This window comes from Pedobacter sp. Leaf194 (assembly GCF_001423945.1).
Taxonomy (GTDB): domain Bacteria; phylum Bacteroidota; class Bacteroidia; order Sphingobacteriales; family Sphingobacteriaceae; genus Pedobacter.
The window spans coordinates 117906-132988 of the sequence record NZ_LMPU01000013.1 but is presented as its reverse complement, the minus strand read 5'-3'; the positions used below and the strand labels follow the sequence as shown (position 1 = coordinate 132988).

The following is a 15083-nucleotide window of genomic DNA, read 5'->3' as shown; positions in this document are numbered from 1 at the left end:
TTTAAATATCTATAATTTAACTACAATTACAACACATTTTTCGAGGTGCTGAAAAATTTATTTTTCTGTAACTTGTACAGGAGGACTAGTTCCTGAAAACCAACCTTATAAATGCTTAAAAAATTAAAATTATAATAATCATTTAAAGGTTTGTAGGTCATGTAAATGGCAACAATTATCGGTATTACTGATGCAAAAGCAATAGAATAAATGGAGTGATAAATCCAAACTCCAATAAATATTGCGACAATATTGCTCAAAGACATAATAATGATCTTATAAAAGTTAATTTTAGGCCTGTGTATTACATCGACCCCGATTGCAAAAAATCTGTCGGCGGGATATAATAATGCAATCACAATAAATATTCTAAAAAGGTTTGGTGCTTCATTGGCAACGTAATTTTTACCGCCCAACAAGTGAATTATTGGTTCAGCAAAAATAAGTGAGATAATGACTACTGGCACTAAAACGACGGTAAGCATCCCAACCAGTTTCTTTAATGTATAAATCATACCTTCCTTTTCGCCATTATTGTAATTACTTGATAGCAGTGGCATACCACTCGTAACAAAACTTAACAACGGGATCTCTACAATCTGCATCAATTTACCACCCAAATTATACATAGCCAGTGCAGCAGGGCCAATTAGAAAATTGATGATGAATGTGTTTGTTACGCCAAATAAATTTGAACTGATGTTTGTCCCCATACTGTATTTACCAAAATGGAATAACTCCCAAACGGTATCTCTTTTCGCTTTAAAGATAGTACCCATCATGGTCCACCTTAAAATAATCACCATTATACTGGCAAATAAGTTTGAGGCAATGTAAGTATATAGTAACGTGGTTAAATTAAGTTTATGTAAGGATGCTAGGGTAAAAACGAGTAGTGTATATGACCCCTGGTTAAATATCCTTAACCACAACATCCGGTCGAATCTTTTTTTGGCTTGTACAATGCAATCGGCCATGAAACATGGTAAAGTTACTATAGAGATGAGTGCAAAGTATTTCAGTATCAGCGCTAAGCCTTGATCGCTAACAGTTTTGGATATAAAATAGGTTGGAATATTTACGATAAAAAAAATAACTGCGATAATAGCCGAAAGCAGCCATGCCGAACCTGCAACCTCTCTTCCCCTTTCGGTAGATGTACCGGAAAAAAATTTGATTATGGTAACGGTTAAAAATCCGGCCCTTAAGTTATCTATTAACCCAATAATGCTAAGGAAAAAAATATAAACGCCAATATCAGTTACTTTGAGTGAACGATATACAATTGATAAAGTTATCATTCCAAATACAGACATTAATCCATTCGCGACTAGCGATTGAAAATGCATATTCTTAAAGGAACTAAGAATTTTTTTTACGAAGGACATTAAGCGTTATATTACAGGGATTTAATTAGGTTTGATAACAGTTAAAAATGAAAGTTGTTCTTCTTTTTAAAAACAGTTTAAATGGGATTTTCCAATAAGCGCAAAGTTATTAAATATAACTTTAATAAGTTCAAAACTTGTAAAGAAACAGTTCGTTCCCAAAATATTTATAACTTTAATGCAAATATCTTACTTAAAAATATTTTTTAGCGACCTTTGTTGGTCGAAAAGTATTAGCGTTCGATTAATTTATCCTTAATGAAGATTATTAAACTTGAAGCTATTAGAGGCTTTGTGGCCTTTATACGTAGTTATTCATCATTTTTATATTACCTATGCCAACTAACAGACTCGGAAATTCGATTGTTGCATTTTTCTTATTTCTAGGAACAGAAGCTCATTTGGTTTTTACATTTAAAAACAAACTAAGGTGGTTGCAAAATCTACCAACTAAAATTGTTACGCTTTTTATATCTAAAAATAATTTCATCAACTGTTAAATAATCTAGCAACAATTAACCCTTTATGTTTTTATTGCACCTAAGCGATTTGAAACCAAAAACGCACTTAATTCTATTAGCAGTTCAAAAAATTTCAATTACCTAATCACTTCATGAGACCTCTATTTATCCCGAAAAACGTATCTAAAATTAATAAGAAAAAGGAATTACTCATGAATGAGATTCCGAACATTGCGAATAATTTTAAGCGAAAAATATCTTCTTCACCGTTAATTTCGATAGTTATACCCGCTTACAATGAGGAGGAAAATATTTTAAAAACGCTTTATTCTTTGTCGGAAACCACAACACAGTACAGCATTGAAGTTATCGTCGTGAACAACAATTCCATGGATAGAACAGAAGAGCTGATTGGATTATGTGGTGTAACTTGCGTAAACGAAAGCAGGCAGGGTATAACCGTTGCAAGAAATGCAGGCTTGGCTGTGGCTAAAGGAATATATGTGATGAACGCCGATGCGGATACGATATACCCTAAATGCTGGATCGACGAGATGATAGCTCCATTAATTAGAAATAATGGAGTTGCGCTCACTTATGGAAAATTTTCATTTATTCCAGAAAATACACCAAGACTTTTATATTTTTTCTATGAACACCTATCAGACTTCAACAGGTTAGTGAACAAGCACTACAAGGAAGAAGCTTTAAACGTCTATGGATTTAATTCCGCCTGCAGACGGGCACAATGTGTGAGTGTTGATGGTTTTACACACCCCGAAGGCACAAATGAAGACGGATGGCTGGCAATGAAATTGCGCAAAGCAGGATATGGAAAGTTGCATTGGGTTACTGAAAACAGCGCTATCGTATGGACGGGCGACAGAAGGATTATCGCTGACGGCGGAATTTACAAATCAACTTTCGACCGCTTTATAAAGTATTTCAACTTCAATCACGTAAAAAAAACAAGCTAGCCCTTATTTTTAAAATTTCCCAATAAGTCTTCGTAAACTGACTCAATTTTTCTGGTCATCACTTCTACATTGAATTGTTCCTTGATTGTTTGCTCAGCTTTCAAACCAAATTTACTTGCTAGTGAAGCATTGCCTATTAGCAGATTTAGTGCTTCTGACAGGAGCTTGACATTTCCAGGCGGGACAAGAATTCCATTCTCATCTGGAGCAATCAAATCACTTATCCCATCGATATTGGAAGCGATAATGGCTTTTCGCATCGACATTGCTTCCAGCAAGGCAATTGGCAAACCCTCCCACAATGAGGGTAGACAAAATATATCTATTGCATTTAGTATGTCAGGAATATCTTCTCTAAAATCAATAAAAATGATGTTTTTCAAATTTAGCTCCTTGGCCAGGTCTAACATCTCCGGTTTTAAATCGCCATCTCCAACTATAAGAAACTTAACATTTTCCGGCGCTTTTGTTTCGAAAATTGCGTTTATAAAAGTAAGTGGTGATTTTTGATGGGTAATTCTGGCAATATAACCAACAACAATGTCATCTTTCTTAATATCAAATTCCTCTCTTATATTTTTGTAATTTTTATCGGGATCAAACTTCAACCGGTTAATTCCATTTAGTATAACGGAGGCATTCGGCATCGGAAATTTGCTTCTACCCTCTCTTAAATTGCTTTCTGAAACACAGATCGTTTTGTCAGCAACATTAACTAAAAACCTTTCGCTGAGTGTTCTTATTGTTTTAATAACCTGGCCCTGGTCAGGATGAAAAGACCAGCCGTGTACCGTATAAATTAAAGGTATCTTCAGTGATTTAGCACTTGAAAAAGTGTTCGAGTTCGCCCTGGTTCCATGAGCATGAATCAGATTAATCTTTTCATTATCAACTATCTTTCTAACTTTTTTCCAAACCCTGAAATCGAAAGGTGTTTCTGTGTTTACTACATAAGTTTTGTAACCTTCTGCCTTCAATTTTTCGACCATCGGCCCCTCGGTGAAAGATAAAATTAAAGACTCGTATTTTTGCTTATTAAGTTGCTCTACAAGATTTAGGACATGAGTTTCACCACCACCAATTTTGCCTTGCCTTATGGCATGTAAAATCTTTATTTTTTGAACGCTCATGTTTAATTGTTTTTATTTATATCGTCGATATTGCTATCGTAGTAATGCACTGTAGCAGTAGAGATTTTATTAGCTTTTCGAGCTTTAAAGAGTGAAATCATTTGAAGGAAAATAAAAACCGGAACCTTCATTAACGATGTATAAATGATTTTAGGCGCTTTGAAATAATTTAATGCTATAAAGAACACCAGGAAGAAGCTTAGTAGACTGATTAGCCAAAACAGCAACATCTCCGGCATAAACATTAGATCAGCGATGATGCTCAAAAATGTCAGTCCTCCAATTATAAAAAGTGGTGGTCTTGAAAAAATTAAGCCACACAAGAATTGATTCCAGTTTAGTTTTAACATACCAGTTAAGGTAAGTTTTAACCCTTTTCCAGCATATTTAAACCATGTATTTATCCATCTTGCCCGCTGCTTTACGAGCTGATCCGATTTGGACGTTTTTTCATCATAAACAATTGCTTTTTCAGCAAAAGCAATGCGTTCGCCACGATTTAGGATTTCCATTTGCAACACCTTATCAAAGCCAGCACCTTCTATATTTAGATGTTCTAAGCATTCACGGTAAAATGAAGTGGTAAAAGCCATACCAGAGCCGGCAAGCGAAGCAGACGAACCGGCATCAAATAATAGTTTCCGGTCGATAAACCTATAGTAAATATCACCTGCTTCGTCTAAACAGGCATAGGCAGTGTTTAAATTTTTTGCTCTTCTAACGCCTTGAACTCCAAGGTAGTGCTGAGCAAAGAAAATGTTTAGTTCGTTTAAATATTCTGCATCTACCAGGTTATCACTATCAATAATTGTTATATACTGATGATTCCGTTGGAAATTGCTCACTGCATGAAAGTGTGATTTTGTATTGCTTGCTAAAGTTTCTGTTGGTCTTAATAACACAACACGATCATCATCAAACTTCAAATTGCTTATATCACATTTATCCGCGACGACATACACAATGTAATTGCTATAATTTAGACTTAAAATTGAATTGACAACGGCAGGTAATAATACTGTTTGTTCGTATGCAGTTACAATTATAGCATAATCGTTCTCCTGCCCCACTAGCGAGACTGATGTTGGCCTGCCCTTGAAAAAGTGGAGTATGTACAAAAACAACGGAAAGAAGAGATTAAACCCAATTATTATTTGGATGACTATGAATAAAGATGAAATAAAATTAGCCATATACTATTCTTGTTCGACGGTTTTAATTGCACTATAAATGGCACCCACACTATTTTCCCAGGTATGTTCCAACGCGAAACTGCGTCTTTCGGATTGAAGATTGAAAGAATTCTCACGCAAAGCCTTTTCAATTAAAGTAACATAATCTTCTTTTTTATCTGCAAGGTAAACGAATTCTGAGAAGGTTTCCATTGCCTTAGTTGCAGTGGCAACTACTGGCTTACCAACTGCTAAATATTCATCTATTTTGCGGGGATAGTTACCAATTGTAACAAGGTTGATAAGCTGAGGATTTATACAGACGTCAAAAGCATTAATGTAATCTGGCAAGGTATTTACGGGTTTCATACCTGTGAATACGACGTTCGGGTATTTATGCAAATTACTGCTTTTAAAAATCTCATCTTCAGGCCCAACCAAAACAATAGTCCATTCCGGTTTAGAGCTGGCAATATGTTCTAGAATATCTTTGTCTAACCGAATGCTCTGCAGGGCGCCAACATAACCGATAATTGGTTTCTTTAAATTTAGTAAATCACCAGCTACCACATTTTGCTCGTTTGGAAAAAATATTTCTAGCTCGCAGCCCTGCCCTACATAAAACGAGTTTGGATTGAATTTAGCGCAGTAATCGGCAAGGAAGGTTGAATTTGCTACGCAAAGGCTATTTTTTGCAATGAGCCTAGGTTCCAATGTCTCACCATGTTTTTTCCAATAATCAACTGCAATCATGTAGTCTCTGGAATAATAAATACTCGTTTTGGGCTTTAAAAGATCATTAAGATAATAGCCCTTAAACATTTCATTATCATTGAAAAGAATAAAGTCTTTAAATTGAAGCCTTGATATGGCTTTCGCTATAGATTTTGCCAGTTTTTTATTATTCAACAGATTAAGCAAGTTGAATATTGATGTATTCGGGATCCAGTTGATGGACTCAACCATACAATCCGGATAAAAATTCCATAAATTTTCCTGAATTTCGATTAAGCCATCTGCTTCGCCCTTTATTATATCAATCCTTCTTTTGGTTTTTACTTCACCTTTGTTTCTGTACAGCGTGATCCTATCAAGCGGAGAGTTGACATACAGAACTCTATTGTTTTTACTGAATTCTAAGGCTATATTTTTACAGTTGCTGCCTATTTCTGTATCCCAGGGTTGCTGTCCCACTACAATAATATCTCGTCCGTGTAAGGTTTCGTACATGTTATTCTAGCTAAACTTTTCGCAGGTACAAACCCATATAACAGTTAAAATACCTGTAAACAGTCCTGATTTGCTTTATAAAAAAGTTATCACTGTTCCGCCATACATCCCGTGTCATTGTACTAGGCTCTGAGCTGGAATTTACCTGTTCTAAAACAGACTTATGTTCATCATAAAAGAACGCTTTGCCTCCTCTTTTGATAAAAGACATCATCATCGTAAATTCAGTTTTATCGCCAGAGGTACCTTCCAGATATCGACCGAACTTGTCAGCAAAATTACTACGTCTGAGATGAGGGTGATCACTATAGTAAGCGAACTTATCGAGGCCCGGGTACCACCATTTGAAAAGCATTTCTGAGAAACCATGCTTATAATATTTTAAGTAAGGGTATTTGTTGTAAGCGTAAAACCTAACCATGTCAAAGCTTTCGTTTCCTTTTAACAAAGCATGCCCATTTTCCAAATGCTTTGCGAAGCCCTGTAATGGGATAAAATCTTCCTGAATGTACAATGTGAATGGCGTTTTGACAGCATCCTGACCTTTGTTAAGGTTATTGCCGAGCCCCTTGTTAACCGGCCCAGTGACTAGTCTAAAATCATAGGCCTGATGCAAACTCTCGATATATTCCAGATGTTCAGGGGTACTGCTGTCGTCTGATACAACAATGTCATTAAATTTGCAGTTGGCTTTCTTTAACTCAGCCAGCAACCGCTCTAATGACCTGCTACGATTGTAATGGGTAATCATTAAAGTGATATCTGAAAAATATTGTGCTTGTGCTGTCATTAATCCTTAGTTACTTGAGGTAAAAACTTTTCCCATAATCCGGAAGTCTGATTGTATTTCTTAATAACTTTTGCTGGGTTCCCAACAGCAACAGCAAAATCAGGTACTGATTTAGTAACAACACTCCCTGCACCAATGATACAATGTTTACCGAGTGTGACACCGGCAGTGATTACACTATTTGAACCAATCCATACGTCGTCGGAAATATGGATCTCTTTGCAGCTTACATTCTGATGTGCCGGTGAAATGGTAACATTCTCATAATTGTGATTCAAACCGGAAATTACAATATTTTGTGCCAACATTACATTATTACCAATATTAACTGGCCCGATAATCACATTCCCTATACCAATCATTGTTCCGTCGCCAATAATCACATCCCCTACGCCGTTATTGATAGTTGCAAAATCTTCTATAACAGACTTTTTGCCTAACACAAACTGATTAAACGGAAAAACATCCAGTCTTGTACGACTGCGTATAATAGATCCGGATCCTCTTTTGTGCTTAAACGGATTTAAAAATAGCCTTACCCATAAACGCGGTCTATGCTCATTGGTTGGAATAAGCATTGAAAGCGCCAGGCTTTTCAATTTGGGATTTGACTTTATTTTCGTGATGATTGACATTTTTTATAAACTAGTTTTCATCTTCATTTTCTTTAGTACGAGAAATTTCCTTAAAGAAGCCAAAGGCAAAAAAAATTAAAGCAGGTATTGAAAAGATTTCCCAAGGCATAATTTACTCTATCAAAATTTTATTATCTGACAATTCTTTATCCAATTTCGGCATTATATACACAAATACAAGCGATGCACAAACTATAATTGCAGAAGGCATGGTATTGATTACCTCATTCCCATAACTACAAAATAAAATTCCACCAAATCCCGAAGTAAGTGCTATACCTTTTATTTTCAACCCCTCATCCTTAATTCGCCATACAATTCCGCAACATTTGCCAAGAATGTACATGTTCATGCTAATCCAGATTGTGAAACCAAATATGCCATACATCGCCCAAATTTTAACCCAATAGCTATCAGGCTGGATTTTAGATAAGAATTTATCTCGATTGTATTCCATGCCATTGGCACCAATTACACCCAATCCTCCTCCGAATGGCATTCCACTCATATAGTCCTTTAGTTTCTGTTGAGAAACCATTCTCACTTTCAGTGAAGGATCGTCAGGATTTAAGGCCGAGCGCAATCGGTATATCTGATAGTTACCATTGCCTAGATACGTAAATTTTAAAACACACAGGAATAACACGGCTACAGCTCCCCCGAAAATTAAAACTTTGAATTTTTTACTTAATATGATGGCTAAGAATGCGCCCGGCACCAATGCAAATAAAGCACCCCTGGTTCCTGATATCAGCATTCCATAAAACATTAAACCTGAACAGATAAATAATAATATTTTTATCTTTTTCTTTATTGGGCCAAGGGCCAAAACCAAAGCGACAAGGCACATATGCGCCTGAGATGCGCCAAATTGTGCAGCCTCCGAATAGAAAGAAAACACCCTGAGCCTGCCAAAGAGAATATGAGTTTGAGCTCCACCGCTATTCAAGAAGGCATTATCACCCCGTGATAAGCCAATATGAAGCTGTTTGACTCCATCTAGGGCAGCAATTGTAGAAAGCACGACAATAATTATAAGAAAATTATTTAAGTCTTTATTGGTAGTAAAAATTATAAAATAGAGCATAACGATAAGCATCGGATATTCTGCTGCCGATCGTATTTCCTTGAGCCAGCCCATTACATTTGCGCCAGCAGGGTTTGCTACTTCCAGTAAACTCAAAACGAACCAGAAAAGAAAAAGGTAGAATAAGTCGTTGTTCAAATTTTTCCAGTTCGCTTTTGGAAGTGTAAAAATTGCCACAATAAAGGCTAGTAAAAAAAGAACCTCAATTAATATACCCACCGGGAAGTTTATAGCCAATTCCCTGGCGAGTAGCCAGTAAATAAAACAATATACTAGGGCTATATATAAGATGACCTTCGCAACCATACTTATGCTGAATTATACTGAAGAATGAAATTTAGTGAAGGAAACACGAGTTAATTTTGAAGCTGTATCTTATTTAAAACCCATCCCAAGAAACCCGGAGTCTTTTTTATGTAGTCAACATATTCCCTATCTGTCTCACTTATGGTGGCACCATATTCGAAGATAGCTATGTTTTTCTCGGTGAAAAGAAGCCATTCTTTCGCTAAATTCATATCCCTTAAATTGTTAACATCAACTAAAATGATATCAAATTCGTTTTTGAGAATATCAAACCCGGCTTTCAAGCTCTTTATACTTTGAACTTCCAGTAAAGATTCTCTTGCAGTACTCTTGTTCATTACTGTAATCAAATCTTCAGTATGGATTTCTTTCTTAATCAAAAAAGTTTGAAAGTTTAAACTTTTAACCAGGCCTTTACTCTCAGATTTAACGACAGGCAATTCGTCAGCAATTAACAACACCTTTTTCCCCGTCATGGCAAAGGCATAAGCAAGGCTATAGGCCGTAAATGTTTTCCCAACCTCATTACCTAAACTGGTAATTCCTAAGATTTTACTGTCATCAACATCCAATGCACCGTTAATCTCAAACCTCAACGACCTTAACATATCTCGATAGAGTTCGTAATTTCCGTTTCCCGTAGTGTCACTCCAGATTTCGCGTATACGTCTTTCATCGCCCTCTATTTGATTCAGCATGCCTATTGTTTTAGATTTTGTAGCACTAGCAAGTTGCTGGGAAGTGACAATCTTATCATCAAGAAAAAATATGACAAGAACAAAACCCAGGCAAATCGCAAAACTTCCAAAACCAGAACCGGCCAGATAAATAATACGCTTAGATGGCTCAGGATTTCCAGGCAAACCAATTTGCTCAATATGCAAATTTAAACCATTTACCTGTCCGCCCCTACTCTGGTTATATTGATCCAAGGCTGTCATATATTCTTTGGTCGCAAGGTCAGCTTCCCGCTGGTAGTTTTGTATGTCGGCATCAAACGGAACCATTCCACTGTATTTCGCCCTTAATGAAGCAAGTTGATCCTCGATCGATTTCATACTGCTTCTAGCCTGCTGCAAGCTAATTTCAAGATTGGTTTTTTGTGTAAACAAAGCTTGCTTCGAAGCTTTAGGGTCATAAACATTTTCATCAATGTTCTGATTGCTTTTTGTTTGCAGAATTCTCGTTATCGAATCAATTTTTTTCTGGTCAGAAGCTCTAAAACCATTCTCGACAAATGCACTGTTTGCACGCTGGAGTTCGCCTTTTAACCTAACAATGTCGCGATTATCAGCCCTGCTGCTACCGTTGATGTTTGGATCAGATCCTCCGAGCTTACGGTTAATTTCAGCAATTGCACCCTGGCTGGATTGGATTTGTCTGATTGTTTCGCTGCGCTGTGCTTCATATGTTGTAATCTGCCCGTAGACCGCTGCCGATTGCTCATCAAGATTTAGCACCCCTTTATTTCGTTTGAATGAAGATAAAGCGGCATTTTTGTCGTTCATAACGATTTCCTTTTGCTTCAGCAAAGAATCCAACATTACGTTCGAACTATTACGATTGGTACTAACCTCTTTACTATAATTCTGTATAAAATTCGTGGCAAGCGTATTCACCAAGTAAGCAGAAAGATTTGGATTCTCTGATTCATAAGCAATATTTATATAATCACTATTATCAGCATGGCTAATATCTATCCCCTTTTTTAGCACGTCTTCTCCGTAACCCATTGACGAGACTAAACTGTAAAGCTTGTATTTCCCGTTGTTATCAGCCAGTGTTAAAATTGCATTAGACTCAAGCTTTTTCTTGAAAAGGTCGATAACAATACTCTTATCCGCTTGCTTCAACGAATCAAGCGATTCACTGTACTTTCGAAATGAAATTTTAGGATTTTCAAGGTCATGTAAAATTAAATTGTAAGATAAGTTATTTAAGACTTTTTTCATCTTAAATTTCTCCATCATACCATTGATTTGTTGACTAATTCCAAAAAAATCAACGGTTTCATTGCTCAAAGACTTTTTTGTTGGGTCAAGTAATCCAGTAGAAATCTGGACTTCCGACCGATATTGTCTCGGTAGGTTTTGAACCAAAAAGTATGTAATGGTAACAGCAACAATGGGTACTATGATTAGCACCCATTTATATCTGGCTAATAACTTAATAAGTGACTTTATATCCATATATGAATTCTCTTACTTTACGTCGCTTAACTTGGAACCTACAACTTCTTCAAGTAAATCTTTTGCTTTAAGGTAAACACTTTCAGCTTGGATTTTGGCCTGATAGGCTTGGAATTGCAATATTCTCGATTGATTATAAGTATCTAACGTAATTTCGCTTTTCTCAAATCTGTTCCTTAATGTCTCGGCAACACCTTTGTTATCACTGGCCATTTGAGTATTTATTTTTAAAAGGTTTATTGCCTGAATATAATCGTAATATCTGCTTTTAACTAAAAGCACTAATTGATTGTCATAGTCTTTAGCTTCCAGCTGGGCAATTTTATAATCATCCTTTGCCTTTTTAACTGTGAAAGGTTTACTGACAAAATTTCCAAGATTTAAACCGATTGAAAATTGAACACCGTTAACGTTGTACGGATTTATGGGATCAAGTACAGTTTTATTATCAGGGCGGATAAAATAGTTAGCACTAAATAAGTCCAGGTAAGATAAAGATGCAATTGTCACGTCGGCCTTTGTTTTACTTGTTTTTAATTCTAAGGCTTTTGCTTTAGGGTAATTCTGCCTAGCCATCTCAATATACTTTTCCAAGTCAGCATATTTAATTTCAGGAATCATGGTTTCTTGGGCAAAAGCGTTGACGCTCAGAAACATTAAAAATGCGAGCGTAATTTTTAGTAAAGTTTTCATTAAATAATAGGGTTGTTTATTATGATTATTTTATTTTAACAATAGGTGATGTAACAAGCCATGAATATACAATTGAACATAGTGTAGTCTAAATATGGTATGTTACAAAAAACGGATAAATATACAATTAAACTTGTTCCTTTTGAAAAAGTGCCGGAAAGTTTTAAGAATTATTTTCAACTTTAAGAAAATTCTGTCGCTATTTTTCTACAGCAATCCAATTATTTGAGCTCACGGAACACTATCCAATCATGCAAAGTCTTATTACTTACCACAACCTTTTACTTTATTGCCTTAGTAAGATAGGTTCCTGCAAACGCTCTGATAAATTCGTTGTCTTAGATGATCACTATACGCATTGGTGAGCAAAAAACATATCATCGAAAACTGATTACAGGTAAAAAATTGTAGTTCAGAGATGATAAAGACTATAAATAACAAAAAAAAAGCCCGTTTCTTTAGAAACAGGCTTATTTAGTCGGGGTGGCAGGATTCGAACCTACGACCTCCTGCTCCCAAAGCAGGCGCGATACCGGGCTACGCTACACCCCGAAAAAGGTATCGATCTTTTGTCAAAAATAAATTTGCATCTGCAAATTTTGTCGGGGTGGCAGGATTCGAACCTACGACCTCCTGCTCCCAAAGCAGGCGCGATACCGGGCTACGCTACACCCCGAACTTGGTATCTGTTTCCCTTTTTGCAAGGGGTGGCAAAGTAACGGATTTAAAATGATATTTCCAGTTAATTTTGCCAAATTATTTTGCGGAGAGGGCGGGATTCGAACCCGCGGTACCGTTACCAGTACGACAGTTTAGCAAACTGTTCCTTTCGGCCTCTCAGGCACCTCTCCGTTCTCTCAATCCTTAATCCTACCGACCTTGTTTTGAGGTCTGCAAATATAGTAAAACAACTTATTCCACAAAAAAAATTTATAAAACTTGTTGATAATCTATTCGAACATGATAGATACTCATTAACATAGTCTTGAAAATCAGCTTAATAGTTTCGATATCTTTTAGTGTCAAATCGCAGTTATCTAGCTGATTTTGCTCCAGTTTGTAGTTAATTATACGTTCAACCAGGTCGTTTATGTTTTGCGCATCCGGATTTTTCAGCGATCTTGAGGCCGCCTCGACCGAATCAGCCAGCATTAAAACGCCCGTTTCTTTACTAAATGGAATCGGTCCTGGATAACGGAAAATATTTTCATCGACAAATTTTTCGGGAGAGTTTTTTAAAAATGACTGATAAAAATAATCCACCCTTGTATTACCGTGATGTGTTCTGATGAAATCAATTATCGCTTCCGGCATTTGATTCTTGCGCAGAATTTCAATTCCTTTATGAACATGCTGAATGATAATCTGAGCACTTTGTTCGTAAGGAAGCTTATCGTGCGGACTAACTGCCGTATTCTGATTTTCGATAAAATACTGCGGGTTATCAACTTTTCCAATATCGTGGTAGAGCGCCCCTGCCCTCACCAAAACAGAGTTACCACCGATTTTGAAAATAGCGGCCTCGGCCAAGTTTGCTACCTGAAGCGAGTGCTGAAAGGTACCCGGCGCTTTAAAAGCCAGTTCTCTGAGCAGCTTATTGTTCGTATTGGTTAGTTCAATAAGGGCAACATCAGAAGTGATACCGAAAACGCGTTCGAAAATATAAATTAGCGGATAAGCCAGTAAGGAAAGCAGAACACTAAAAATAAATGGAACGAAATTTATCCACTCAATGTCTCGGAAAGTTCCTTCGCGAAGCAAGGCAATACCCACGAATGCAACAAAATAGGCTGATAGTATAAATAATGCAGACACAAGAAAACGCTCCCGCTTAACAAAATTTTTAATGCTGAAAATGGCTACCATACCAGCCGTTACCTGGTAAAAAACGAACTCGAAGCTGTTTGCAACGAAAAATCCTGCTATTAAAATAACCAGCATGTGCAGGTATAGCGCAAGGCGGGTATCAAAAAGTATTCTTATTATAATCGGGACAACGCAAAACGGTATGTAATATAGACTTGCAAGATTCATTTTTAACGCCCATGTTAAGGCAAGCAGCATGCCTGTGGTTACAATTAGAATCAGCGACAACTGCCTGTTATCAGAAAAAATATCCCTTCGGAAAAGAAAAAGGAAAGACATTAGAATCGTTAGTACAAAGCCAACGAGAACAACCTGCCCCAGATAAATTAAAGTCCTGCTGCCAATGGTTTTGGTCTGTGCATCGTACGTAGCCTTGTAAGATTCCAGTTTTTGATAGATTTCATCGTCAATAACATCATTCTTTGCAACAATGAGTTCCCCTTTCTGCACCATACCTTTGGTAGTAGATACGTTACTTACAGTGTTCTCGCGGATCACCTCTGTTAACCGTTCATTAAATGTGATGTTCGGCGTAATGTGGTCTTCGGCAAGATTGTTTATCAAATCCTGAACCACCTGGTTCGGTGCTTTAAAATTTGCTTTGAAATATTTTAGTGCAGTTTCTGCGGTAAAAATATCCTGCGTGTTTTTTTGCTTCGAGATGTTGTTCTCAAGTAGCGCAAAATCATAGTTTTTTCCTGAAGTTTGATGCTTAACGTTGAGGCCAATAATGCCTTTTGCATAAATCTCTTGCAGAATCTTATAAGATAGGTTTTTATAAATCACTTTTTCTTTTTCATCAAGAGCGCCCGTGCGCCACTTAATGTCAAATTCATTTAAAAAGCCATCCAATGCATCGGTGGTAACTTCTTTATCGAACTGATAAACCGGCAAAACATCGCGAAGGGCATCCTTTTTATCTGTACTTACCTGCGGATTGGTTTTTAAAATGGCAAACGGAAAAGGCGAAATCAAATCTTTATTCATCCAAACCTTATTCTTTTCAAATTCATATCTGAAACGAGGTTGCTTAGGCAGAAAAAGCGTAATAATGAAGACCGTAAAAATCATCATCACATATTTCAGGTTCGATGAATATTTACGGTATAGTATTTTATGTGAGTTTTTTTTGATTTTAGCCAAAACGATACATTTACTG

Annotated in this window: 11 protein-coding genes and 3 tRNA genes; 1 reads left to right on the top strand and 13 read right to left on the bottom strand. The window is 36.6% G+C overall.

Annotated elements, in window-relative coordinates; all coding sequences use genetic code 11:
- Nucleotides 1–26: 26 nt before the first annotated feature.
- Complete coding sequence (locus ASG14_RS18510) at nucleotides 27–1349, bottom strand: lipopolysaccharide biosynthesis protein (RefSeq protein WP_255352817.1); 1323 nt, start codon at nucleotides 1347–1349, stop codon at nucleotides 27–29.
- A 652-nt stretch (nucleotides 1350–2001) separates the two neighbouring features.
- Here ASG14_RS18510 and ASG14_RS18505 point away from each other — a divergent pair.
- The gene (locus ASG14_RS18505) at nucleotides 2002–2826 is read left to right on the top strand and encodes a glycosyltransferase family 2 protein (protein ID WP_056872564.1); all 825 of its coding nucleotides are present in this window, start codon (nucleotides 2002–2004) and stop codon (nucleotides 2824–2826) included.
- Here the strand turns inward: ASG14_RS18505 and ASG14_RS18500 are convergent.
- The 12 genes from ASG14_RS18500 to ASG14_RS18445 all read right to left on the bottom strand — a co-directional run bounded on the left by ASG14_RS18500 (nucleotide 2823) and on the right by ASG14_RS18445 (nucleotide 15067).
- The gene (locus ASG14_RS18500; RefSeq protein WP_056872563.1) at nucleotides 2823–3956 is read right to left on the bottom strand and encodes a glycosyltransferase family 4 protein; all 1134 of its coding nucleotides are present in this window, start codon (nucleotides 3954–3956) and stop codon (nucleotides 2823–2825) included. The two genes, ASG14_RS18505 and ASG14_RS18500, sit on opposite strands and share 4 nt — an antisense overlap.
- 2 nt (nucleotides 3957–3958) lie before the next feature.
- The gene (locus ASG14_RS18495) at nucleotides 3959–5149 is read right to left on the bottom strand and encodes a glycosyltransferase (protein ID WP_056872562.1); all 1191 of its coding nucleotides are present in this window, start codon (nucleotides 5147–5149) and stop codon (nucleotides 3959–3961) included.
- A gap of 3 nt (nucleotides 5150–5152) precedes the next feature.
- The gene (locus ASG14_RS18490; RefSeq protein WP_056872561.1) at nucleotides 5153–6358 is read right to left on the bottom strand and encodes a glycosyltransferase; all 1206 of its coding nucleotides are present in this window, start codon (nucleotides 6356–6358) and stop codon (nucleotides 5153–5155) included.
- A 10-nt stretch (nucleotides 6359–6368) separates the two neighbouring features.
- Nucleotides 6369–7148, bottom strand: coding sequence for a glycosyltransferase family 2 protein (locus ASG14_RS18485; RefSeq protein WP_056872560.1), 780 nt, complete (start codon nucleotides 7146–7148; stop codon nucleotides 6369–6371).
- On the bottom strand, nucleotides 7148–7783 hold the full coding sequence (locus tag ASG14_RS18480) for a DapH/DapD/GlmU-related protein (protein WP_056872559.1): 636 nt from the start codon (nucleotides 7781–7783) through the stop codon (nucleotides 7148–7150). Before ASG14_RS18480 ends, ASG14_RS18485 begins: the two co-directional genes overlap by 1 nt.
- 112 nt (nucleotides 7784–7895) lie before the next feature.
- Nucleotides 7896–9176: an O-antigen ligase family protein gene (locus ASG14_RS18475; protein ID WP_056872558.1), complete on the bottom strand. Its 1281-nt coding sequence runs from the start codon at nucleotides 9174–9176 to the stop codon at nucleotides 7896–7898.
- 50 nt (nucleotides 9177–9226) lie between these two features.
- The gene (locus ASG14_RS18470) at nucleotides 9227–11365 is read right to left on the bottom strand and encodes a lipopolysaccharide biosynthesis protein (protein WP_056872557.1); all 2139 of its coding nucleotides are present in this window, start codon (nucleotides 11363–11365) and stop codon (nucleotides 9227–9229) included.
- A 12-nt stretch (nucleotides 11366–11377) separates the two neighbouring features.
- Nucleotides 11378–12058, bottom strand: coding sequence for a TolC family protein (locus tag ASG14_RS18465; RefSeq protein ID WP_056872556.1), 681 nt, complete (start codon nucleotides 12056–12058; stop codon nucleotides 11378–11380).
- A 478-nt stretch (nucleotides 12059–12536) separates the two neighbouring features.
- Nucleotides 12537–12610, bottom strand: a tRNA-Pro gene (locus tag ASG14_RS18460).
- A gap of 50 nt (nucleotides 12611–12660) precedes the next feature.
- A tRNA-Pro gene (locus ASG14_RS18455) sits at nucleotides 12661–12734 on the bottom strand.
- A gap of 88 nt (nucleotides 12735–12822) precedes the next feature.
- A tRNA-Ser gene (locus ASG14_RS18450) sits at nucleotides 12823–12909 on the bottom strand.
- Between the two features lie 79 nt (nucleotides 12910–12988).
- A complete protein-coding gene (locus tag ASG14_RS18445; protein ID WP_056872555.1) occupies nucleotides 12989–15067 on the bottom strand; it encodes an HD family phosphohydrolase in 2079 nt (692 codons plus the stop codon).
- Nucleotides 15068–15083: the final 16 nt, after the last annotated feature.

Bases quoted from the DNA above. Each gene is read 5' to 3' on its own strand.
- ASG14_RS18510 (WP_255352817.1), bottom strand. From the start codon at position 1,349: ATGCATTTTCAATCGCTAGTCGCGAATGGATTAATGTCTGTATTTGGA.
- ASG14_RS18505 (WP_056872564.1), top strand. From the start codon at position 2,002: ATGAGACCTCTATTTATCCCGAAAAACGTATCTAAAATTAATAAGAAA.
- ASG14_RS18500 (WP_056872563.1), bottom strand. From the start codon at position 3,956: ATGAGCGTTCAAAAAATAAAGATTTTACATGCCATAAGGCAAGGCAAA.
- ASG14_RS18495 (WP_056872562.1), bottom strand. From the start codon at position 5,149: ATGGCTAATTTTATTTCATCTTTATTCATAGTCATCCAAATAATAATT.
- ASG14_RS18490 (WP_056872561.1), bottom strand. From the start codon at position 6,358: ATGTACGAAACCTTACACGGACGAGATATTATTGTAGTGGGACAGCAA.
- ASG14_RS18485 (WP_056872560.1), bottom strand. From the start codon at position 7,148: ATGACAGCACAAGCACAATATTTTTCAGATATCACTTTAATGATTACC.
- ASG14_RS18480 (WP_056872559.1), bottom strand. From the start codon at position 7,783: ATGTCAATCATCACGAAAATAAAGTCAAATCCCAAATTGAAAAGCCTG.
- ASG14_RS18475 (WP_056872558.1), bottom strand. From the start codon at position 9,176: ATGGTTGCGAAGGTCATCTTATATATAGCCCTAGTATATTGTTTTATT.
- ASG14_RS18470 (WP_056872557.1), bottom strand. From the start codon at position 11,365: ATGGATATAAAGTCACTTATTAAGTTATTAGCCAGATATAAATGGGTG.
- ASG14_RS18465 (WP_056872556.1), bottom strand. From the start codon at position 12,058: ATGAAAACTTTACTAAAAATTACGCTCGCATTTTTAATGTTTCTGAGC.